This window comes from Streptomyces sp. SYSU D01066-1, from assembly GCF_054956795.1.
The window spans coordinates 79,111-103,134 of the sequence record NZ_JBUDHV010000012.1 but is presented as its reverse complement, the minus strand read 5'-3'; the positions used below and the strand labels follow the sequence as shown (position 1 = coordinate 103,134).

Sequence of the window (24,024 nt, the reverse complement as noted above, 5' to 3'; positions counted from 1 at the left end):
GCGTCCCACGGCCGTCGGGAGGAGCACCCCGCCCCGTGGGCGCTCCCGCGCGACACCCCCTACGGCCGGAGCAACGTCCGCGCCAGCGCGGCCTTGTCGACCTTTCCGACGGCGGTGAGGGGGAGGCCGGCCACCTGGACGACCTCGTCCGGTGCCTTGTGTCCGGCCAGCCCGCGCTCCCTCAGATGAGCGGCCACCTCCCGCGTGCCGGGAGCTTCGCCGTCGCACAGCACGAAGGCGACGGACCGCTCACCCCAGCGCTCGTCCGGCACGCCCACCAACGCCGCGGCCGTGATCGCCGGATGCGTGAGCAACTGTTCCTCCACCTCGACGGCGGCGATCTTCTCACCGCCGCGGTTGATCTGGTCCTTGATCCGGCCCACCACCACCAGGTGCCCGCTCGGCAGCCGGCGCACCACGTCGCCCGTCCGGTAGTAGCCGTCCGGGGTGAACGCCGTGCGATCGTGCTCCTCGGCGCGGTAGTAGCCGCGCAGCGTGTACGGGCCCCGGGTGAGCAGTTCGCCCGCCGTGCCGTCCGGCACGGGCCTGCCGTCGGCGTCCACCACCAGGATCTCGTCGTCGGGGGAGACGGGCCGGCCCTGGGTGGTGCGGACGAGGTCCTCGGGGTCGTCGAGGCGGGTGAGGTTGATCAGCCCCTCCGCCATGCCGAAGACCTGCTGCACGGTGACCCCGAGCGCCGGACCGAGCCTGCGGGCGTGCTCCTTTGGCAGCCGCGCACCGCCGACCTGCACCACCGAGAGGCTGCCGAGGTCCCACGAACCGGAGGCGGCCTCGTCCACCCAGTGGGTGACGAGCGGCGGGGTCAGGGAGGTCAGGGTCACGCCCTCCTGCTCGACGAGCGCGAACGCCGTCTGCGGACTGGGATCCGGGGCGATCACGACGGTCCCCCCGGCCATGAGGGTGCCCAGCACACCGGGGCAGGCGAAGGTGAAGTTGAACCCGACCGGCAGCACCGCCAAGTAGACGGTGCGTTCGTCGAGGGCGCAGACCTCGGCACAGGCGCGGGCGTTGTAGGCGTAGTCGTCGTGCGTTCGCGGGATGAGCTTGGGAAGGCCGGTGGTACCGCCGGACAGCAGCAGAAGGGCGACGTCGGCGGGGTCCGCTCCGCCGTCGTGGGCTCCCGGCGCCGGCCGGGCGTCCGGCGCGGTACGGCCGGGCACGGGGAGCGGGGCCGCCCGCAGGGCCTCGAACGGTACGAAGCCGCTTTCCGGACCGGGATCGCCGACCACCACGACCGTCCGGAGCGAGCCGCCCGGCCCCTGCTCCGCCCGTACCCCGCGCATCAGCTCCCGGTGATCGAACCTGGCGTGCCGGTCGGGCACCACACAGGCCACCGCACCCGACACGCGCACCAGATGACCGACCTCCCGGCGCCGGTGGCCGGGCATGGCGTGCACCGGGACCGCTCCGAGGCGCTGCAGACCGAACCAGACGAGCACGAACTCGGCGCGGTTGGGGAGCTGGACCACGACGCGGTCCCCCCGCCCGACGCCGAGCCCGCGCAGCCCGTGAGCGATGCGGTCGGCCTCGCCGTCCAGATCCGCATAGGTCCACCGCCGGTCCCCGTCGACCAAGGCGACACGGTCTCCATGGTCGGTGCTCGCCTGACGCAGACGAGCACCGAAGGTGACCCCCTGCCAGTGGCCGACGGCCCGGTAGTGCGCCGCTTCCGCCTCCGACCAGCCTTTTCGCGTCTCGGTCATGTGGTTCTGCCTCTCTTTGCCGGCCTCGGACCCTGGTGCCGCGGCCTGTTGTGTGACTACGATGTGAAGTGTAGAAACGATAATCATTTCAATCTAGGGTGGTGTTCGGCCCGGCGGGCGAGAGCCCGGTTCCGACGCCGGCCCTCGACAGGCCACCCCATCCGACCGGAAGGCCCCCTCAGTGAGCGATGAAGCAGCCGTCCAGGCGCGGACGGCGGAAGGTGACGGAGCCCTTCACCGGCCGGCCACGGTGCGCGAAGCGGTCGCACGCGCGCTGCGGATGGCGCCCCATGAGCTGGACGACGACCGGGACCTCTTCGAACTCGGCCTCGACTCACTGATGTTGATGTCCCTGGCCGGCACCTGGCGGCGCGCGGGCAGCACGGTCACCTTCCAGGACCTCACCCGCACCCCGACCCTGGCCGCCTGGACGGCCCTGCTGGGGCGGGGAGCCGGCGCTGGGGCATCCGCCACCGCGCCGCCCGCCCCGCTCGACGCGGTGACGGCCGAAGGGCGGACGGAGACGTTCCCGTTGGCGACGATGCAGCACGCCTACTGGATCGGCCGCCAGGACGGACAGCCCCTCGGCGGCGTCGCCGCGCACTTCTACGTCGAACTCGACGGCCACGGGGTCGACCCCGCCCGGCTCGGCACCGCCGTGCGGGCGCTCGTGCTGCGGCACGGCATGCTGAGGGCGGTCTTCGACGAGGAGGGACGGCAGCGCTTCGGCGCCGCGGGCCCTTCCCTCGCTGTCCACGACCTGCGGGAGCACACCACCGACGATGCCGAGGCCGAGCTGGAGCTGCTGCGCGAGCGCAACACCCACGCCCGCCCCGACATCACCTCCGGTGACGTCTTCCGGGTGGCCCTGTGCCTGCTCCCCGACGGCCGAACCCGGCTGCAGATCGACCTGGACATGATGGCCGGTGACGCGCTGAGCCTGCGGGTCCTCCTGTCCGACCTGCGCCGCTTCTACGAGTGTCCCGACGACCAGCCCCGTGAACTCGCCCTCGACTACCGTCGTTACCTGGCGGAACACGACGCCCGACGGAAGGCGGAACGCGAGCGGCACGCCGCCTGGTGGCGGGAGCGACTGCCCACTCTGCCCCGCGCTCCGCGCCTGCCGACGACCGTCGACCCGCTGACGCCGGTGAGCGCCGACGACACCGCGCTCACCCACTCCCGCCGCCTGCACCACTGGCTGGGCCCCGCCGACAAGGCCGCGCTGATCAGCGCGGCGCGCCGGCACGGCGTCACCCCCGCCGCCGCGCTCGCCACCGCCTTCGCCGAGATCGTCGCCGCCTGGAGCGACAGCCGGCGCTTCCTGCTCAACCTGCCGCTGTTCGACCGGGAGATGTTCACCCCGGACGTCGCAGGTCTGGTCGGAGACTTCAGCAGCTCGATCCTGCTCGACGCGGACATGAGCGCGTCCCTTCCCTTCTCCCGGCAGGCCCGCGGTCTGCAGGAACGCCTGCAAGAGGGCATCTCCCACGGCGCGTACGGCGGGGTGGAGGTACTGCGCGACCTCGCGCGCCTCGAGGGAGCCCCGGTGCTGGCCCCGGTCGTGTACACCAGCGCCATCGGACTGGGGGAGATCTTCGAGCAGGACGTGCAGAAGTCCTTCGGCCGACCCTCCTGGATCATCTCGCAGGGCCCCCAGGTCTGTCTGGACGCCCAGGTCACCGAACTCGACGGCGGCCTCCTCCTCAACTGGGACGTGCGGGACGGCGTGTTCGAGGCCGGTGTACCGGACGCCGCGTTCGACGCCTACCGCCGCCTCGTCACCCGCCTGATCACGGACCCCGGCACCTGGGCCCGGCCGGTGGACGGCCTGCTCGCCCCCGACGTCCTGCCGAGGCGGGCGGTCGCGGCGCTGCCCCCCGCCCCCGTCCCAAACCGCGCCCTGCACACCCGTTTCTTCCGGCTCGCCGAGACCGAGCCGGGCCGCACCGCGGTCGTCCGTACCACCGGCGACACCCTCACCTACGGCGAACTCGCCCACGCGGCCCGGCAGGTCGCCGCGCTCCTGCACGACCACGGCGTACGGGAGGGGGACACCGTCACGGTGACCCTGCCCAAGGGCGCCGACCAGATCACCGCGGTCCTCGGCGTACTGGCCGCGGGCGCGGCGTACGCTCCCGTCGGCGTGGAACAGCCCGCCGTGCGCCGGCAGCGCATCCACTCCGTGGCCGGTGCCTCCGCCGCCCTCACCGACCGGGACCACGCCCCCCTCTGCGCGGACGTCCCGGTCCCGGTGCTGCTCCTGGAGGAAGCGACGGGGTTCCGGCCCGCACCGGTCGCACGGCCTGACCCCGCCCTGCCCGCCTACGTGCTGTTCACGTCAGGCTCCACGGGACTGCCCAAGGGCGTCGAGGTGTCGCACCGGGCGGTCGTCAACACCGTCGAGGCGATGGCGGAGCACCTCGGGCTCAAACCCGCCGACCGCACCCTCGCGATCTCCGCGCTCGACTTCGACCTGGCCACCTGGGACATCTTCACCCCGCTGTCTCTGGGCGGTCAGGTGGTCACCGTGGGACAGGACCATCGCCGGGACGCCCACCACTGGGCGCGGCTGGTCCGTGAGCACGGGGTGACGCTGGTGCAGTGCGTGCCCGCCCTGCTGGACCTGCTGATGGCCGCGGGCGAGGACGAGGGCCTGGGGGACTCCCTGCGCATGGTGCTGCTCGGCGGGGACTGGGTCGGGCTCGACCAGCCCCGCAGGCTCCGCGCGCTCGTACCCGGCTGCCGGTTCGTGGCGCTCGGCGGCATGACGGAGGCCGCGGTCCACTCCACGGTGTTCGAGGTGCGGGAGACCGACCCGGCCTGGAAGTCCGTCCCCTACGGCGTCCCCCTGCGCAACATGCGGGCACGGGTCGTGGACGGGCGGGGACGCGACCGCCCCGATCTCGTCCCCGGCGAGCTGTGGATCGGCGGCCCCGGCGTGGCCAACGGCTACCGCGCGGACCCCGAGCGCACAGCGGAACACTTCGTCGAGTACGACGGCGAGCGCTGGTACCGCAGCGGTGACCTGGCCCGGTACCGGACCGACGGGACACTGGAGTTCCTCGGACGCGCCGATCACCAGGTGAAGATCGGCGGCCACCGCGTCGAACTGGGCGAGGTCGAGTCCGCGCTGGAGGACGACCCCGCCGTCCTGCACGCGGTCGCCACCGTCCTCGACACACCGGTACGGCACCTGGCCGCGGCCGTCTCCGCACGCGGCGGGGCACCCGGCCCGGACGAGGTCCGGCTTCGGGCGGCGCGACGGCTTCCCGCCTACATGGTGCCCGAGCGCGTCCTCGTCCTGCCCGGCCTGCCGCTGACCGCCAACGGCAAGCTCGACCGGGCGGCGGTCCACCGGGCGCTGACCGAGGCCGCCGGGCAGCAGGGGCCGCGCACGTCGGCGCCGGCCGGTCCGGTCGAGACCGCCGTGGCGGCCGAGTGGGCAGAGCTCCTCGGCGTAACCGGAGTGGGACGGGAGAGCAGCTTCTTCCTGCTGGGCGGTGACTCGCTCGTCGCGACCCGGATGATCGGCCGGCTGCGCGCCGCCGGGTTCCCCGGAGCCCGCGTGGCCGACCTGTTCGCCCACCCCGTGCTCCAGCACTTCTGCGAGACCCTGCGCCCCGCGGCGGCCACCGAAGCGGAGCCGTCGCCCGCTCTGGTGCCCGACCCGGACCACGCCCACGAGCCCTTCCCCCTCACGGACGTCCAGGCCGTCTACCACACCGGCCGCGACCCCCGCTTCACCCTCGGCGGCGTCGGTACCTGGCACTACACGGAGTTCGACGGCACGGATGTCGACCTGGAGCGGCTGGAGCGCGCCTGGAACACCCTTGTCCGGCGGCACGGGATGCTCCGCGCGGTCGTGGCGGACGGACACCAGCGCGTCCTGCCCGACGTGCCACCGGTGCGCGTACCGGTGGAGGAGGCCCGCCCCGGTGGAGCGGCCGAGGCACTGGCCGGGCTGCGCGCCCGCCTGTCCCAGCAGGTCCGCGACCCCGCCCGGTGGCCGCTCTTCGCCATCGAGGCGGTGCGCTACCGCGAGGACGAGGGCACCGAGAAGCGCGACGGCCAGGTGCGGACCCGTATCGGCGTCGGCCTGGACTACCTCGTGCTCGACGCGCTCTCCATCACCACGCTCTACGCCGAACTGAGCGCGCTCTACGCCGACCCGGATCACGAACCGCCGCCCGTGGACGTGTCGTTCCGCGACTACCTGACCCGCCTCCCGGCCAACCCGGAGTCGACCGCGCGGGCCCGCGCCCACTGGCGGACACGGCTGTCGGAACTGCCGCCGCCCCCGGCCCTGCCCCTCGACCGGGACCCGGCGGCACTCGACGCGCCCGTCTTCACGCGGCGCCGGCTGAGCCTGCCCGCCGAGGACTGGCAGGCGGTCAAGCGAGAAGCGGCCCGGCACGGGCTGACCCCCTCCACCGTCCTGCTGGCCCTGTACGCGGAGGTCCTGGAAACCTGGAGCGGGACCGACGCCGTGACCGTCACGCTCACCCTCTTCAACCGGCGGGACGTCCACCCCCACATCCAGCGGGTGCTGGGGGACTTCACTTCCCTGTCCCTGGCGGGTCACCGGCGCGAAGGCGTGTCCTGGCTGGCCGCGGCAGTCGCCCTGCAGCGGCGTCAGGCGGAGGACCTGGACCACGCGGACGTGCCGGTCGACTGGCTGCTGCGGGAGTTCGGCCGCCGCACGGGCACGGTGGACGCCGCCGCGCCCGTGGTGTTCACCAGCGCCATCGGCGTCGGGGACGCGACGCTGGCCGCACCGGGCACCGGCTTCCCCGCGAAGGTCTGGGGCATCTCCCAGTCCCCGCAGGTCTGCCTGGACAACCAGGTCACCGAGGAGTCCGGAAACCTGGTCGTCACCTGGGACGCCGTCGACGAACTGTTCGCCGAAGGGGTGCTGGACGCCATGTTCGGCGCCTACGAACGGCTGCTGCGGCACGCCGTGGCCGGTGACTGGGACGCACCGCTGCCCGACCCGCTGCCCGCCTCCCAGTACGAACGGCGGGCCGCCGCGGCACGGGAAGCCGCCCTGGAACCGGTGACGCCGCGCCCGCTGCACCAGATGTTCTTCACCCACGCGACGGCCGCCCCCGGCCGCACCGCCCTGGTCACGACCGCGGGGCAGGAGGTGACGTACGGAACACTCGCCGACCAGTCGCTGCGGACGGCCGCCGCGCTCGTGGACGCCGGCGTGCGGCCGGGAGACCTGGTCGCGGTCACCCTCCCCAAGGGACCGGAGCAGATCGCGGCGGTCCTCGGCGTGCTCGCGGCCGGCGCCGCCTACGTGCCGCTGAGTTTGGAACAGCCCTCCGCACGGCTGGAACGGGTGCGCGCCGCCGCCGCTTTCCACGTGGTCGTGGGCGAGTGGCCCGCTACAGGAGGAACGGCCCCCCGCACCCTGTCCTTCGCGCACGCGCAGGGCCACGAGCCGCTGCCCGCGCCGCGGGCGACGCCTCCCCGGGCACTCGCCTACGTGATCTTCACCTCGGGTTCCACGGGTGAGCCCAAGGGGGTCGAGATCACCCACGCAGCGGCCTGGAACACGATCGCGGACATCAACGCCCGGCACGGCGTCCGCGGGGACGACCGCGTCTTCGCCCTGTCGGCGCTGGACTTCGACCTGTCCGTGTACGACATCTTCGGCCTGCTCGCCGCGGGCGGTTCCCTCCTGCTGCCCACCGAGGACCAGCGCCGTGAACCGGCTCGCTGGCCCGGCCTGCTGGAGCGGTACGGCGTGACCGTGTGGAACACCGTGCCCGCCCTGCTCGACCTGCTGCTCGACACCGACGAACAGGGCGGCGGGGAAGGCGGCCCGACGGGAAAGCTGCGGACCGTGCTGGTCTCCGGCGACTGGATCGGCCTCGACCTGCCCGTCCGGCTGAGGGCCCGCACCGCGCGGTCCTGTTCCTTCGTCGCCATGGGCGGGGCCACGGAAGCCGCCATCTGGTCCAACACCCTCACCGTCAACGAGCTGGACCCCCGGTGGGTCTCCATCCCCTACGGACGGCCCCTGACCGGGCAGCACTACCGCGTGGTCGGCCAAGACGGCCGGGACTGCCCCGACTGGACGCCCGGCGAACTGTGGATCGGCGGCGCGGGACTGGCCCGCGGCTACCTCGCCGACCCGGCCCGCACCGCCGAGAAGTTCGTCACGCAGGGCGGCCGGCGCTGGTACCGGACGGGTGACCTGGGCCGGTTCCGGGGCGACGGACTGCTGGAGTTCCTCGGCCGGCTCGACAGCCAGCTGAAGATCGCCGGGCACCGCATCGAGGCGGGAGAGATCGAGGCCGCCCTGGAAGCACACCCGGCGGTGGCGCGGGCAGCCGTCGTGGCCGTGGGGGAGCGCGCCGCCAAGCGCCTGGTCGCCTTCGCGGTACCGCAGGACCTCACCGCGGGCGCCGCACGCGCTGAGGAGCGGGATCCCCACGGGCCCGTCGAGGACCCCGGGCTCACCGAGAGCCTCTTCGCGCTGCTGGCCGAGAGGGTTCCCGGCTACGCCGTCCCGTCCCGCATCCGGCTCCTGCCCGCGCTGCCCCTCACCGCGAACGGCAAGGTCGACCGGGCGGCCCTGGCCGCTCTGGCGGGACCGGAGACGGTGTCCGCGGGGGCCGAGCCGCCACGCGGCCGCACCGAGGCGGTCCTCGCCGGACTCTGGAGCGAGTACCTGCCGCACTGGGTGCCGGACCGCAACGCCAACTTCTTCACCGCCGGCGGCGACAGCCTCACCGCACTGCGCCTGCTGACCGCGATCGAGCGCCGCCTCGGGGCCGCCGTGCCCGTCCGGCGCTTCTTCGCCGCACCGACCGTCGCCGCGCTGGCCGCGGACGTCACCCGAACGCTCGCGGCCCACGAGACCGCCTACGAGACCGGAGAGCTGTGAACATCGCTGAACTGCTGGCCCGCTACGCCGACGACGGCGTGGTGCTGTGGGCCCAGGACGGACAACTGCGTTTCCGGGCCCCCCAGGGCCGGCTCACCGACACGCACCGAGCCGAACTGCGCACGCACAAGGAAGCCATCCTGCGCCACCTGGAGGCCGGGGAACCGGCCCTGGCCGCTGACCCCGACAACCGCCACGAACCGTTCCCGCTGACCGACATCCAGGCCGCCTACCTCGTCGGCCGCACCGACGCCTACGCCTACGGCGGCGTCGGCTGCCACGCCTACGTCGAACTGGAATACCCCGACCTGGACGTCGACCGCGTCACCTCCGTGTGGCGGGAGCTGGTCCAGCGGCACGACATGCTCCGCGCCGTCGTCCACCACGACGGCTACCAGCGGGTCCTGGCCGACGTGCCGGCCCTCGACGTCGGAGCCGACGACCTGACCGCGTGCCCGCCGGCCGGAGCCGAGGAGGAGCTGCGGCGCACCCGGGCGCGGCTGTCCGCCCGCCAGGCGCCCACCGACCGGTGGCCGCTCTTCGACGTGCACGTGACCCGGACCGCCGAACGAGCCGTACTCCACCTCGCCTTCGACATGCTCGTCGTCGACCACGCCAGCCTGCGCGTCCTGCTCGCCGAGTTCCAGCGGGGCTACGGCGGCGCCGCCCTCTCCGACGCACCGCACATCACCTTCCGCGACTACGTCCTGGCCCGCCGCGCCCTCGCCGACAGCGACGCGCACACCCGCGACCGCACCTACTGGCAGGGCCGCCTCGACACCCTGCCACCCGCTCCGGAACTGCCCCTCGCCGAAGCCTGGGAAGCAGCGGTGAGCGATCCGGGGGAGACCGGCCCCACCACGGCTCCCGGCAGCCCGGTCACGTTCCGGCGCCAGGAGACCCTGCTGTTCGCCGCCGACCGGGACCGCCTCGCCGAACGAGCCGCGCGGCGCGGGCTGACCGTGTCGACGGCCCTGCTCACCGCGTACGCCGAAACGGTCGGCGCCTGGTCGCGCACCAGCCGCTTCACGCTCAACGTGCCCACCGTCGACCGGCCCGCCCTGCACGAGGACATCGGCCGCCTCGTCGGCGACTTCACCTCGCTCGAACTGCTCGCCGTGGACCTGGACGCCCCGGTCACCTTCGCGGAGCGGACGAGGACCATCGGGGAGCGGCTCCTCGAAGACCTCGCACATCCCCTGTTCACCGGCTCGGAGGTGCTCGCCGAGCTCTCCCGCAGGGCCGGCGCGCCGGTACTGATGCCGGTCGTCTTCACCAGCGCCCTGGGCACCGGCGCCACCTCCGAGGGCGTACCCCCCGAGGTGACGTACGCCGTGACCCGGACACCGCAGGTATGGCTCGACTGCCAGGTCATGCGCCGCGGCGACGCGCTGAGCCTGTCCTGGGACATCCGGGAGGGCGCGCTCGCCCACGGGGTGGCCGACGCCATGTTCGAGGCGTACACGGCACTCGTACGGTCGCTGTCGGCCGCGGGCGAAGCCGGGGAGGCCGCCTGGGACGCCCCGGCACGCATCCCCCTGCCCGAGGCACAGGCGGCACGCCGGCGCGCGGTCAACGCGACCGAGGGGCCCCTGCCGGACGCCCTGCTCCACGAACCCGTGCTCGCCCGGGCACAGGCCGCACCGGACGCGATCGCCGTCCGCACTCCCGAACTCGGCCTCACCTACCGGCAGCTCGTGGCCCGCGCGAGCGCTCTCGCCGAGGCACTGACGGCAGCCGGGCTGCGCGGCGGGGAGCCCGTGGCCATCTGGGCGGACAAGGGCTGGGAGCAGGTCGTCGCGGTCCTCGGCGTCCTCATGGCGGGCGGCGCCTACCTGCCCGTCGACACCGCCCAGCCACCGGCCCGCCGGGACACGATCATCACGGACGCGGGCGTCCGCACGGTCCTCACCCAGTCCTGGCTCGCCGAGGTCGACGACCTGCCGGAGAACGTCACGGCCGTCGCCGTCGACCTCCTGCCCGAAGACACCGCGGCCACGCCGGGGGAAGGCGGAGCGCGGCGCCACCCGGACGACCTCGCCTACATCATCTACACCTCGGGCTCCACCGGCACACCCAAGGGCGTGATGATCAGTCATCGCGCCGCCCTCAACACCGTCGAGGACATCAACCGCCGCTACGCCGTCACCGAACGCGACCGCCTCCTCGGCATCGCGGGACTCGGCTTCGACCTGTCCGTCTACGACCTGTTCGGGCCGCTCGCGGTGGGCGCCACCCTCGTCCTGCCCGAGGCCGGCCGGCGAGGCGACCCCTCCCACTGGGCCGAGCTGGTCCGCGACTACGGGGTGACCGTGTGGAACTCGGTCCCCGGTCAGCTCCACATGCTGTGCGACTGGCTCAGATCCGAGCCGCCCGCCGACGACACCTCGCTGCGGCTCGCGCTGATATCCGGCGACTGGATACCTGTCTCGCTGCCCGACCAGGCCCGCGCCCTCCTGCCGGGGCTGGAGATCGTCTCCCTCGGCGGCGCCACCGAGGCCTCCATCTGGTCCATCGCCCAGCCGATCGGGGACGTGGACACGGCCCGTCCGAGCATCCCGTACGGCAAGCCCCTGACCAACCAGACGTTCGCCGTGCTCGACCGGCATCTGCGGCCCCGCCCCGAATGGGTGCCGGGCGAGCTGTACATCGGCGGCGCCGGCGTCGCCCTGGGCTACTTCGGCGACGAGGAGCGCACGGCACAGCGGTTCCTCACCGACCCCGACACTGCGAAGCGGCTCTACCGCACGGGCGACCTCGGACGGTACCTCCCCGACGGCACCATCGAGTTCCTGGGCCGCGAGGACGCCCAGATCAAGATCCGTGGATACCGGGTCGAGCTCGCCGAGGTGGAGGCCGCCGTACAGGCCCACCCGGCGGTCGCGGCGGGTGCCGTCGTGGTCGACGACTCCGCGGCGGGCGGACGACGCCTGGCCGCGTTCGTGGAGAGCGCCCGCAAGGACGGTGGGACGACCGGTCCTTCCGGGGCGGCCCCCGGGGGCGGCGACGAGTCCGCCGCGGCGGGACGGGCCCAGGCGCGCGAGGCGGCGGCCGACGCCGTGAGCGAAGCCTCCGCGGCCGTCGACGCCGCGCGGCTCACCGACTTCCTGGCCGCCCTCGACGAGGTGGCGATCGCCGAGATGACGCGCGTCCTCGTCGCCTCCGGAACGTTCGCCGACGAGGTGCCGCGCACGGCGGAGCAGGTGGGCACGGCCCTGCGCGCCACCCCCCGGCACCGGCACATCGTCCGGCGTTGGCTGCGCGCCCTGGCCGCCCGCGGCCGGCTCACCCACCGGGAACCGGACGGCACCTACACCGGCCTCGTCCCCGTCTGCGGCACCGAGAGGGAGCGTCTCTGGCAGCGGGCCGCAAAGCTGGAGCACGAACTCGGCTGGAGCACGGAGCTGCTCACCGTCATGCGGACCTGTGCCGAGCGGCTGCCCGAGCTGGTCTCCGGCGAGACGGGCGTCCAGGAACTGCTCTTCCCCGGCGCGGCCACGGAGGTCGCGGACGCCGCCTACCGGGACAACCTCGCCATTCGGCACCTCAACCGAGCGGTGGCCGCCGCGCTGCGCGAGATCGCCGCCGGTCACACCGGCGAGGAGCGGCTGCGCGTCCTCGAAGTGGGCGGCGGCGTCGGCGGCACCACCGGCGAACTGGTGCCCGTCCTCGCCGAGTACGGCGTCGACTACCTGTTCACCGACGCCTCCGCGTTCTTCCTGAACGAAGCCCGCGAGCGCTTCGCCGACCACTCCTGGATCCGCTACCAGCGCTTCGACGTCGACGAGGACCCGCGCGCCCAGCACCTGCTGCCCAACACCTTCGACGTCGTGATCTGCGCCAACACACTGCACGCCGCCGCCGACGCGGACGCCGCCCTGGGCAGGCTGCGGGAACTGCTCGTCCCCGGCGGACAGCTCGTGTTCGTGGAGAACACCCGCGACGAGAACCTCCCGCTGCTCGTCTCCATGGAGTTCCTGGAGGTCGCCGGCCGGACCTGGACCGACGTGCGCGCGCACACCGGCCAGTCCTTCCTCACCCACACCCAGTGGCGCGAACTCCTCGACACCCACGGGGCGTCCGAGGTCACCTCACTGCCCGACGCCCGGGACGCCCTGGCACTCACCGGCCAGGAAGTCTTCTTCGCCACGCTGAAGGACGACCGGTGTCACATCCCGGTGGGCGAGCTGGCCCGCACGGCGGCCACCCGGCTCCCGGAGTACATGCTCCCCTCGGTGTGGCAGGTCGTCGACACCCTGCCCCGCACGGCCAACGGCAAGACCGACCGCGCGCGCCTGCGGACCTGGCTGCCCCGCGAGAACGCACCGGCCGTCGTGGACGAGCAGCCGAGGGACACACTGGAGAGCAGCCTCGCCGAGCTGTGGACGGAACTCCTCGCGGTCGAACGCGTCACCCGGAATGACGACTTCTTCGACCTCGGCGGCGACTCACTCCTCGTCGCACGCATGGTGGGCCGGCTGCGCGAACGCGTGCCGCAGGCGGCCGACCTGGAGTGGGAGGTCGTCCTGCGCCACATGCTGCGCCGCCCCACGGTCGCCGGCCTCGCCGGGTTCCTGCGCGGCCTGGCCGGCGCCGAGGAGACGCCCGCGGCGGCCGTGCGCACGGACCCGGTGATCCACCTGCACGGCGCCCGCTCCGACGGCGAGCCGACGACCGTCCTGGTACACGCGGGAACCGCGACGATCATGCCGTACCGGGCGCTGATCACCGAGATCAGGCGCCGCTCGCCGGGCCTCGCCGAGGTCGTCGGTGTGGAGGTCCCGGACCTGAACGGGTTCCTGGCCGCACCACCGGAGGGACTCATCGAGCAGATGGCGGCCGACTACGCGCGGGCCCTGACGGCGGACGGGCGCAGCCGCTTCCACGTCGTCGGCTACTGCCTGGGCGGCCTGATCGCCACCGAGGTCGCCCGCGACCTGGCCGAGTCCGGGGCCGAGGTGGAGAGCCTCACCGTCATCAGCAGCCACAGCCCCCGCTTCCGGCTCGACGACGAACTGCTCGCCGAGTACTCCTTCGCCGTCATGATGGGCATCGACCCGGCCGCCCTCGGCTTCCCGGGCGACCAGTACCGGGTGGCCGCCGCGGCCGACGCCGTCCTGGCCGCCAGCCCCGGTGTGCTGCCGGACGGCGGACTCGCCGCACTGCCCGAGGAGTTCGAGGATGTCGCGGGCTGCTTCCGGCGCCTCGCCGAAGTCCCCCGCGCCACCCGGATCGCACGGATGTGCGAGGCGGTGCCCGCCTCGGCCGGCACCTACGCGCCCGACCACATGACCCGCCTCTTCCTCGCCTTCCGCCAGAGCGTCTTCGCCATCACGCGTTACGACGCCGAGCCCTACGCGGGTGACATCACCTTCCTGCGCCACGACGGCGCCTACCCCTTCCCCGGCAGCAAGGACGCCGTCACCGCCTACTGGGAGGAACTCACCCTGGGCGACCTGGACATCGTCGACATCGGCGGCGACCACTACAGCTGCCTGTCCGTCGAGCACGCGCCCGGCATCCTCAAGACCCTCGGCGAGCTGACCCAGGGGGCGATCACCCGATGACCAGGCCCGTGATCGGGGTCCTCGGCGCGTCCGGAGCGGTCGGCCGGGCCGCCGTGCGGGAGCTGCGCGCGCTCGGCCACACCGGGCTCCGCCTGGGAGGGCGGACCGTGTCCGCGCTGCGCGCGGTCGCCGAGGAGGAGCCGGCCGGCCACGACGAGACGGTCTGGGCCGACGCCACCGCACCGGACGGCCTGCGCGCCTTCACGGAGGGCTGCGACGCCGTGCTCAACTGCGTCGGCCCCACCTACCGACTCCGCGCGACGGTGGCCTTGGCGGCGCTCGCCGCCGGTGCGCACTGCGTCGATGTGGCCGGGGACGACCCGGCCGCCGAAGACCTCCTCAAGGGTGGCGATCCCGCCCGCGACGGCCGCGCCGTCGTCCTTTCGGCGGGAGCGCTGCCCGGGCTGTCGAGCCTGCTGCCGCGCTGGCTGGCCGGGCGGGGACTGGACGGCGTCACCGCTCTGACCGCGTACTGCGGTGGCCTGGAGCCCTGTTCACCGACGGTGGCACACGACCTTCTGCTCTCCCTCACCTCCGGCGGCGCGGACGGTGCGGCCTACGGTGAGGCGCTGGCGGCCGTCCGCGGCGGGCGCCGTGTGCCGCGCGCCCTGCGCACCGACGAGGACACGGAACACGAGGCGTTCCCCGGCCGGGTCGCCGTGCAGCCCTACCTCAGCGGCGAGAGCGAACGGCTCGCCACCGTCCTGGGCCTGGACCGGCTCGACTGGTACAACGTCCACCCCGGTCCCGCCGTACGCACGCTGCTCAACGTCCTGCCGGCACGTCTCGCCGCCGGTGACGACCCGGACCGGCTCGCGGAAAGGCTGATTCTCGCCGCCGGCCTCGACCTGGCCGGGCGCAGGCCCTACTACGTCATGGACTTCGCACTGGCGGGCACCGCGGCCGGGCGGCCGGCGACCGCGGGACTGACTCTGCGCGCGGCCAGCAGCTACCGCCTCACGGCGGCGGTGGGCGCGCTCGCGGTGGACGCGGTCCTGCGGGGCGAGGTCACGGCGGGCGTGCACTTCGCCTGTGACGTGCTGGACGCGGACACCGTGGTCGGACACCTGCGGTCACACGGGGCGGCCGACTTCCGGCTCACCGGCGCGGCGGCCGACGCCGACCAGACGGAAGAAGGTGTGCTGTGAGTGAACCGTCGCCGCTGCGCGTGGTGGTCTGCGGCACCAACTTCGGCCGCTTCTACGCCGAGGCGGTACGCCGGCGCCCCGGATACGTCCTGGCCGGCGTCCTGAGCCGGGGGTCGGCGGCCTCCCGGGCGTACGCCCAGAGCCTCGGCGTCCCGTTCTTCACGGCTGTCGACGACCTCCCGGCGGACGTCGACGCCGCCTGCGTCGCGGTGAGTTCCTCCATATCGGGCGGCCAGGGCACCGAGCTGGCCCGGGCACTCATGGACCGGGGCGTCCACGTCCTCCAGGAGCATCCCGTCCACCTCACCGAGCTGACGGGCAACCTGAGACACGCCCGCGAACAGGGAGTGCAGTACCGCCTCAACACCCACTACCCGCACGTCGCCCCGGTCCGCGCCTTCGTCGAGGCGGCCCGTCGGCTCGTCGCACTGCAGCGACCGCTCTTCGTGGACGCCGCCACCCCGGTCCACCTGATGCACCCCCTGGTGGACATCCTCGGTCAGGCGATGGGCGCGTTGCGGCCCTGGCGGTTCGCGGACCCGGCGCCGCTGCCGGCCGGGACCGGGCCGCAGCCGTTCCGCTCCCTGCACGGCGTGTTCGCCGGCGTGCCCCTCACCCTGCGGGTGCACCACCAGCTCGATCCGTCCGACCGGGACAACCACGCCCTGCACTGGCACCGGATATCCGTCGGGACCGAGGGCGGAGTGCTCACCCTGGCCGACACCCACGGTCCCGTGCTGTGGAGCCCCCGGCTGCACATCGGGCGGGACGCGGACCGGCGGTTCGTGCTGGACGGTCCGGGCACCGGCCGTCTGGGGCTCGGGACCACGGCCGTGGTCGGCACCCCGGGGTCCTTCCGTACGGTCTTCTCCGACCTGTGGCCCGAAGCGATCGGCACGGCCCTGGACGGACTCCGCGACGCTGTCGCGCGGGGCGGCGACACCTTGCGCGCCGGCCAGTACGACCTGGCCGTGTGCCGCGTCTGGACCGACCTCGCCGCCCGGCTGGGACCACCCGAGATCGTCCGGCCGGCCACGCCCCGGCCCCTGGCGGTCAGCGACCTCTTCCCCGTGGCGGAAAAACCCTCGCGCGACACCACGGCCCGCCCGGAACCCGCCCCGCCTCCCGGCGGCCGGTCCGTCGCAGGTCCGCTCCCCGCCGGAGAGCCGGCCGGCCCTTCGGCGAAGACCGCTGCGGCCCGGTTCGCGGACGCCGCCGCGTACTCCCCGTCGGCCGAGTTCTTCGACCTCGTCGCCGCCGGGCACACCGCGACCTCCAGTGCCCCCGCGGTCGCCGCCCTGCTCGCCGACGCCGATCTGAGCACCGGACCGGTCGTCGACATCGGCGCGGGCACCGGTCTGGTGACCGAGGCCGTCGCCCGGGCCCGGCCGGACGCGGAGATCATCGCCTGCGAACCGTCGGTCGGCATGCGCGCCGTGCTCACCAGCCGGGTCTTCAGCGACGAGGACCTGCGCGCCCGGGTGACCGTGACCGCGGACTCCGCCCCGGACCTGGAACTCCCGGACCAGATCAGCGTCGTCCTGCTCTGCGGAGTGCTCGGCCACCTCGACGCCGAGGAACGGGCCAGGCTGTGGGCGCGGTTGACCCGGCGGCTGGCGCCTGACGGGCTCGTGATCGTCGAACTGATGCAGTTCGAGGGTCCCTCGGCTCTTCCCGAGACCCGGCTCGCCACCGCCAGAGCCGGACGCCATCGCTACGAGTGGTCGTTCGGCGCGGCACCGGACGACACGGACGACACGGTGATGCGCCTGCGCTCCACCTGGCGGGTCTACCGGGACGACGCTGCCCGGGCGGAACGGGTGGTACGCGACTCCTACCGCTGGGCGCCCCTCGGACTGAAGGACGTGGTGGCCGAGTCCGGCCTGACGGCACGTGCCCTGCCCACCCGTCCCGGCGCCCCTCCGCTGGCCGTGCTCACCCGGACACCGCACAGCCCCGGCACGGACGCCGGGCCGCGACCGCCGCGCCCGCGGACCGCGTCCGGCGGTCCGAACGCCCCGCGCACCGCCACTTCACCCGCCCCTCCTCCACCGACGGCCAGGAGCACCCCATGAACACCCCCGAGAACTCGACGGCGCCCCACGTCCTCGGCCCGCCGCGCGCGGACGCCGCGCCGGAATCCGCTGCCCCGCCCCGGGACTTCCCGATCCGGCGCGGCTGCCCCTTCGCCGCGCCCGCGGAGTACGCCGCCCTGCGCACCCACGATCCCGTCGCCCGTGTCACCCTGCCGACCAAGAAGGAAGCCTGGGTGGTCACCCGTTACGACGACGTACGCGAACTGCTCTCCGACCCCCGTGCCAGCGCCGACATCCGCCGCCCCGGCTTTCCGGCCCTCGGCGAGGGCGAACAGGAGGCCGGGGCCAGGTTCCGCCCCTTCATCCGCACCGACGCCCCCGAGCACACCAAGTACCGGCGGATGCTCCTGCCGGTGTTCACGGTGCGCCGGGTCCGGGCGATGCGGCCCGCCGTACGGGCACGGGTGGACGAGATCCTGGACGGCATGCTCGCCGCCGGCGGCCCCGTGGACCTCGTCTCCGCCTACGCCAACGCCGTCTCCACCTCGGTGATCTGCGAACTGCTCGGTATTCCACGCGAGAACCTGGAGTTCTTCCGGGACGTCACCCGGATCTCCGGGTCCCGGAACAGCACCGCCGAACAGGTCTCCGAAGCCCTCGGCGGCCTTTTCGGCCTGCTCGCCGAACTGGTCGGCAAACGGCGGGAGGAGCCCCGCGACGACCTGATCTCCCAGCTCGTCACCGAGCACCTCGTCCCCGGCCACGTGACCATGGACCAGCTGCTGTCCACCCTCGGCATCACCATCAACGCCGGCCGCGAGACCACCACCAGCATGATCGCCCTGAGCACCCTGCTCCTCCTGGACCGGCCGGAACTGATGGAGGAACTGCGCCACGACCCTTCCCTCATGCCCGCCGCCGTCGACGAACTCCTGCGCGTCCTGTCCGTCGCCGACTCCATCCCCCTGCGCGTGGCCGCCGAGGACATCGAACTGTCCGGCCGGACGATCCCCGCGGACGACGGCGTCATCGCCCTCCTGGCCGGAGCCAACCACGATCCCGAGCGGTTCGACGAGCCGGAGCGGGTCGACTTCCACCGCACCGACAACCACCACGTCGCGTTCGGCTACGGCGTCCACCAGTGCGTCGGGCAGCACCTGGCCCGGCTGGAGCTGGAGGTCGCCCTGGAGGCACTGGTCCGACGCGTCCCCACCCTCCGCCTCGCCGGGGACCGGGACGACGTCGTCGTCGTCAAGCACGACTCGGCCACCTTCGGCCTCGAAGAACTGAGGGTGACCTGGTGACCGTCCCACCGAAGGCGTCCGCGCGGCCCCGTGCCCGCGCCACCCGGGCCGACAGCCCCTGGACCAGGCGGTGGAGCGGCGGGGCCGTCCCCCGGTACACGCTCGTCTGCCTGCCGCACGCGGGCGGCAGCGCGGGCTTCTACCGGCCCTGGGCCGCGCTCCTGCCCCCCGAGGTCGAACTCCTCGCCCTCCAGTACCCCGGCCGCGAGGACCGCTTCGAGGACCCGGAGGCCGCCGACATGGGCGAGCTGGTGAGCGCGGTGGCGGACGCCCTCCAACCGCTGCTCGACCGGCCGTACGCCCTCTTCGGACACAGCATGGGATCCGCCGTGGCCTGGGAACTGGCCCACGAGCTCACCGGCCGCGCACTCCCCGGCCCACGCCGGCTGTTCGCGTCCGGCCGGGCCGCTCCCGGCACCGCGGTGACAGGAGATCTGCACCGCCAGGACGACGAGACGCTGGGCGCCGAACTGGCCCGCCTCGGCGGTACCAGCCGAGAGGTCCTGGACGATCCCGGGCTGCGCTCCCTGGTCCTCAGGGCGGTACGCCACGACTACCGGATCATCGAGACCCACCGGCCGGCGGACCGGCCGCCGCTGTCCTGCCCCCTGCACGTCCTGACCGGCAGCGCGGACCCCGAACTCGGCGAGGAACGCAGCCGCGACCGCGCAGGCGGCTGGGCGGACCTCACCACCGCCCGCACCGAGGTACGGGTCTTCCCCGGCGACCACTTCTACCTCACCCCCCGGCGCCGCGAGGTCGTCGCCACCGTGCTGCGCAGGCTGGATCCCTCGCTGACCACCGGCGGCGCACACACCTGGCCGAGCACCCCGTGAGCCGTGACCACGCGGCCGGGCCGGTCCCGCGCCCCACGCCCACCTGCGCGGCCACCCGCGCACGGCCCGCCGTGCCCGCCCCCACCCGGAGAACGTCGTGATCGACTACTACTCGACCTCGGCCGAGTTCTACGAGCTGGTCGCCACCCGGCACACCGCCAGCAGCGGCCCGCCGCTGACCCGCGTCCTCATGGGCCTGGACGTGTCCCACGGCCCCGTCCTGGAAATCGGCGCGGGCACCGGGCGCGTGACGGAGGTCATCGCCTCCGCGCTGCCCGGGGCGGAGATCCTCGCGGCCGAGCCGTCGGCCACCATGCGCGCCATGCTCACCTCCCGGGTCGCCCGCGACCCGGACCTGCGCAGGCGCGTGACCGTCGTCGACGGGGCCGCCCAGGACCTCGTCCTGCCCGAACGGCTCTCCGCCGTCGTCATCTTCGGCGTGGCCGGTCATCTCACCGCCCCCGAACGCGTCGCGCTGTGGAAGCGGCTCGCGGACCGCCTTCCGGACGGCGCGCCCATCGTCGTCGAACTGATGGGTGTGTCCTCGCCGCGCGTCATCCCTCCCGTGATGTCTCTCAGGGAGACCATCGGACGCCAGACGTACGAGTGGTGGATCGGCGGAGAACCCACCGGGGGCGACGCCATGCGGTTCACCACCACCTGGAAGGTGCTGCGCGACGGCCGCACCGTGCGCGAGGTCTGCGACACCTACGACTGGCACACCTTCGACGTCGCCCGGCTGGCCCGCGAGGCCGGCATGACCAGCCGCCGCATCACCGAGGCCGGCGGCAGGCCCATCCCCGAAATCGGAGTACTCGTCAAGTGAAGTCACAACCGCCCGAGCCCGGCCCGGCCCCGGCAGCCCCGGACCCCGCTGCCGGCGGCACGGGCACTCGCGTCACCCCGCCCCCGCTGCGCGCGCTCGCCGAGCCGGTCCGCGGGCGGCTGGCGTCCGCCATGGTCCTCCAGACCGTCGCCGCCCTCGCCGGAGTGGTCCCCTTCATCGCCGTCTCCCGCATCGCCGAGCGGCTCACCGGCCAGACCCCGGCCGACGGTGACGCCCTGTGGCCGCTGGTGGCACTGGCCTGCTCGTCGGGCTTCGCCGCCCTGGTGTGCGGCACGGCGGCCGGTGCCCTCGCCCACATCGCCGACAACGACCTCCAGCTCGCCCTCCGTCGGCGGCTCGCCCGGCACATCGGGCGGCTGCCGCTCGGCCGGCTCGTCGACCGGGGCACCGGCGAGGTCAAACAGGCCGTGCAGGACGACGTGAGCGCGCTGCACACGCTCTTCGCCCACACGCTGCTCGATGTCGTCGCGGTTCTCACCGCCCCCGTTCTGGCACTGGCCTACCTGTTCACGGTCGACTGGCGTCTCGCCTTCGTCAGCGTGGTGCCCCTGCTGCTGGGCGTGTTCCTGTTCAGCCGGGCCATGGCGGGCGCGGCGGCACAGATGGCCGAGTTCGGTGCCGCGGTGGGCCGGATCTCCGTCGCAGCCGTGGAGTTCGCGTCCGGCATCGCCGTGTTCAAGAGCTTCGGGCGTGGGCGCAAGGCCCACGAGCGTTTCGTCCGCGCCACCGAGGGCTTCGCCGACTTCTTCTCCGGCTGGGTCCGGTCCACCCTGGCCAGCTCCACCGCCGCGGTCCTGGTGGTGGCACCGGCCGTGGTCCTGCTGCTGCTGTCCGTGCCGGGCGCGGTGCTCGTCACCCAAGGCCGGATGACCGGCGCCGAACTCGTCCCCTTCCTGCTGCTCGGCCCCGCCGTCGCCGCGCCCATGGGCGTCGTGGGCCCCCGCGTCCAGCAGATCCGGGCCGGTCAGGCCGCCGCCGTGCGCATCACGGAGCTGCTGCGCGCCCCCACCCTCCCCGAACCCGCCGACCCCGCCCTGCCTGACGGTCACCACATCTCGATGCGCGGGGTGTCCTTCTCCTATGACGGGCAGACCGACGTCCTCAGCGGCGTCGACCTCGATCTGGCCCCCGGAACGGTCACCGCGCTGGTGGGACCGTCCGGTTCCGGCAAGTCCACCCTGGCGTCACTGCTGCCCCGCTTCCACGACGTCACGGCCGGCACGGTGACTCTCGGCGGCGCCGACCTGCGCGACATCCCCGCGACCGAGCTGTACCGCCGGGTCGGCTTCGTCCTCCAGGACGTACGGCTCCTGCGGGCGAGCGTCGCCGACAACATCCGCCTGGGCCGCCCCGACGCCACCGACGAGGAGGTCGAGCGGTGCGCCCGCGCCGCCCGCATCCACGACCGGATCACGGAGCTGCCGAACGGCTACGCGACCGAACTCGGCGGGACCGTCACCCTTTCCGGCGGGGAGGCACAACGCCTGTCCATCGCACGGGCGTTGCTCGCCGACGCCCCCGTCCTCGTCCTCGACGAGGCGACGGCGTACGCCGACCCGCACTCCGAGGCGCTGATCCAGGACGCGCTGTCCGCGCTCGCGGCCGGCCGCACCCTCCTCGTCATCGCCCACCGACTGCCGACGATCCGCTGTGCCGACCGGATCGTGGTCCTGGAGGACGGACGCGTCACCGAACAGGGCCGTCACGAGGACCTGCTGGCAGCCCGGGGCCGGTACGCCGCGCTGTGGGAGGCCCAGGGCGCCACGGGCCCGTTCGGGAGCGACGGCACGCCGCACCACCGGTCCACCCCCGCGGGGACCGACCGCGCGGCGGACGACATCCGGGAAGGAAGCGCACGATGATCCGCCAGCTCTACCGCGTCCTGGGGCCGGAAGGCTCCCGTCCACTGAACCGGCTGCTGATCCTCCAGTCGGGCGCGGCCGTTCTCCAGGGCGTCGCCTTCGCCCTCCTCGTGCCCGTCCTCGAGGCCCTGCTCGGCACGGACCCCGACGACGTCTGGCCCTGGCTGTCGGCGTTCACCGGCTGCGTGCTCGCCTACGCGGCGCTCCAGGGCGCCGCCCTGAGCGGTGGGTTCACCGTCGGCTCCCGGCTCTCCCGGGTGCTGCACCGCCGATTGGCCGACCAGGCGCTGCGGCTGCCGCTCGGCTGGTTCACCGCCGGCCGCACGGCCGAGTTCAGCAGGCTGGCCGGCCAGAACGTCATCCAGGTGATGAGCACACCGGCCCACCTGCTGCGCCCCTTCATCACCTCTCTCCTCACCCCGGCGACGCTCGTCGTCGCCACCTTCTTCTTCGACGTCCGCACCGCTCTGGTGCTCCTGGTCTGCGCGCCCGTGCTGTTCGCCGTCCAGCAGGCCGGCACGTCGCTGATGCGCCGGCTCGACCTCGGCCGCGACGCCGCGATCGGCGAGTCCGCCGACCGGGTGCTGGAGTACACCCGCAACCAGCCGGTCCTGCGGGCGTTCGGCCGGACCGCGCAGGGGTACGGAGCGCTGGAGAAGGCCCTGGTGGCCGAGGCACGCGCCGACCGGCGGCTCATCGCGCGCGGCCTGCCCGGCCTGGTCTCCTTCACCTTCGCCACCCGGCTCGTGTTCGCCCTGCTGCTCGCACTCGGGGTGTCCTGGCAGCTCGACGGGTCGCTCACCGCGCCCACCCTGCTGGCGCTCCTGGTCCTGCTGGTCCGCCTCATCGACAGCGTGTCGTCCGCCGCCGAGGCGGGCGCGGGCATGCGCATCGCCCGCAACACCCTGGACCGGGTCGGCGCCGTCCTCGACGAACCGCCGTTCCCCCAGCCCGCCCAGCCGAAGACACCCCGCGACGCGAGCGTGGAGTTCACCGGGGTGGGCTTCAGCTACGAGGACGGGACGGCCCACGCAGCCGCGGCACGCCCGGTCCTGAACGACGTGACCTTCCGCCTGCCCGAGCGCAGCATGACCGCGCTGGTGGGGCCCTCCGGCGCGGGCAAGAGCACGGTCGCCGCGCTGATCGCCCGCTTCCGGGACGCCACGAAGGGCACCGTGCGCATCGGCGGCGTCGACGTCCGCGAGATCGCCGCCGACGACCTGGCCGCCCATGTCTCCCTCGTCTTCCAGGACGTCTACCTCTTCGACGGGACCATCGAGGAGAACGTCAGGATCGCGGCCCCGGACGCCGGCTTCGACGCACTGGCCGAAGCCGCGGCCCTGTCCGGCCTCGACCGGGTGATCGCGGAGTTGCCCGACGGCTGGGACACCCGGGTGGGGGAGGGCGGCGCCCGGCTGTCCGGCGGGCAGCGCCAGCGCGTGTCCATCGCCCGCGCGCTGCTGAAGGACGCGCCGATCCTCGTCCTCGACGAGGCCACCGCCGCGCTCGACCAGGAGAGCGAGGCGCTGTTCGCCGAGGCCGTGCGCACCCTGGCCGGCCGCAGGACGCTGCTGGTCATCGCGCACCGGCTCGGCACCGTCGTGCACGCGGACCAGATCCTGGTCCTGGAGGACGGCGGGATCACCGAGCGGGGCACGCACGACGACCTGGTCGCGGCAGGCGGAACCTACGCGTCCTTCTGGCAGCGGCGGGCACGGGCCCACGGCTGGCGGCTGGAGGCGGCACGGACATGACCCCGCACCCCGCACCAGCGACCCACCGGACCCAGCCGCAGCGTCACA

Annotated in this window: 10 protein-coding genes; 9 read left to right on the top strand and 1 reads right to left on the bottom strand. The window is 73.9% G+C overall.

The features are described 5' to 3' along the window. Nucleotides 1-59: 59 nt before the first annotated feature. Nucleotides 60-1,724 carry a (2,3-dihydroxybenzoyl)adenylate synthase gene (locus ACY1JF_RS14605; protein WP_462705534.1) on the bottom strand — a complete coding sequence of 555 codons (1,665 nt, stop codon included), beginning with the start codon at nucleotides 1,722-1,724 and terminating at the stop codon, nucleotides 60-62. A 181-nt stretch (nucleotides 1,725-1,905) separates the two neighbouring features. Between ACY1JF_RS14605 and ACY1JF_RS14600 the strand changes: the two genes are divergently transcribed. The 9 genes from ACY1JF_RS14600 (at nucleotide 1,906) to ACY1JF_RS14560 (ending at nucleotide 23,976) form a co-directional block, all read left to right on the top strand. Continuing rightward, complete coding sequence (locus ACY1JF_RS14600; protein ID WP_462705533.1) at nucleotides 1,906-8,622, top strand: amino acid adenylation domain-containing protein; 6,717 nt, start codon at nucleotides 1,906-1,908, stop codon at nucleotides 8,620-8,622. Next, on the top strand, nucleotides 8,619-14,189 hold the full coding sequence (locus ACY1JF_RS14595) for a non-ribosomal peptide synthetase (RefSeq protein ID WP_462705532.1): 5,571 nt from the start codon (nucleotides 8,619-8,621) through the stop codon (nucleotides 14,187-14,189). The genes ACY1JF_RS14600 and ACY1JF_RS14595 overlap by 4 nt, the downstream gene beginning before the upstream one ends. Next, nucleotides 14,186-15,337: a saccharopine dehydrogenase NADP-binding domain-containing protein gene (locus ACY1JF_RS14590; protein ID WP_462705531.1), complete on the top strand. Its 1,152-nt coding sequence runs from the start codon at nucleotides 14,186-14,188 to the stop codon at nucleotides 15,335-15,337. The genes ACY1JF_RS14595 and ACY1JF_RS14590 overlap by 4 nt, the downstream gene beginning before the upstream one ends. Continuing rightward, nucleotides 15,334-17,412 (top strand): Gfo/Idh/MocA family oxidoreductase, encoded by a 2,079-nt coding sequence (locus tag ACY1JF_RS14585; RefSeq protein WP_462705530.1) that lies wholly within the window; start codon nucleotides 15,334-15,336, stop codon nucleotides 17,410-17,412. The genes ACY1JF_RS14590 and ACY1JF_RS14585 overlap by 4 nt, the downstream gene beginning before the upstream one ends. Beyond that, entirely contained in the window at nucleotides 17,409-18,677 is a 1,269-nt protein-coding gene (locus ACY1JF_RS14580) for a cytochrome P450 (protein ID WP_462705529.1), read from the top strand. Before ACY1JF_RS14585 ends, ACY1JF_RS14580 begins: the two co-directional genes overlap by 4 nt. Beyond that, a complete protein-coding gene (locus ACY1JF_RS14575; protein ID WP_462705528.1) occupies nucleotides 18,674-19,513 on the top strand; it encodes a thioesterase II family protein in 840 nt (279 codons plus the stop codon). The genes ACY1JF_RS14580 and ACY1JF_RS14575 overlap by 4 nt, the downstream gene beginning before the upstream one ends. Nucleotides 19,514-19,610: 97 nt before the next feature. Next, nucleotides 19,611-20,339, top strand: coding sequence for a class I SAM-dependent methyltransferase (locus tag ACY1JF_RS14570; RefSeq protein ID WP_462705527.1), 729 nt, complete (start codon nucleotides 19,611-19,613; stop codon nucleotides 20,337-20,339). Further along, nucleotides 20,336-22,222, top strand: coding sequence for an ABC transporter ATP-binding protein (locus tag ACY1JF_RS14565; protein WP_462705526.1), 1,887 nt, complete (start codon nucleotides 20,336-20,338; stop codon nucleotides 22,220-22,222). Before ACY1JF_RS14570 ends, ACY1JF_RS14565 begins: the two co-directional genes overlap by 4 nt. Then, complete coding sequence (locus ACY1JF_RS14560; protein WP_462705525.1) at nucleotides 22,219-23,976, top strand: ABC transporter ATP-binding protein; 1,758 nt, start codon at nucleotides 22,219-22,221, stop codon at nucleotides 23,974-23,976. Before ACY1JF_RS14565 ends, ACY1JF_RS14560 begins: the two co-directional genes overlap by 4 nt. Nucleotides 23,977-24,024 lie beyond the last annotated feature (48 nt).

What these genes read in the sequence shown, in the direction of transcription:
- ACY1JF_RS14605 (WP_462705534.1), bottom strand. Translation starts at nt 1,724, where the DNA reads ATGACCGAGACGCGAAAAGGCTGGTCGGAGGCGGAAGCGGCGCACTAC.
- ACY1JF_RS14560 (WP_462705525.1), top strand. Translation starts at nt 22,219, where the DNA reads ATGATCCGCCAGCTCTACCGCGTCCTGGGGCCGGAAGGCTCCCGTCCA.
- ACY1JF_RS14590 (WP_462705531.1), top strand. Translation starts at nt 14,186, where the DNA reads ATGACCAGGCCCGTGATCGGGGTCCTCGGCGCGTCCGGAGCGGTCGGC.
- ACY1JF_RS14580 (WP_462705529.1), top strand. Translation starts at nt 17,409, where the DNA reads ATGAACACCCCCGAGAACTCGACGGCGCCCCACGTCCTCGGCCCGCCG.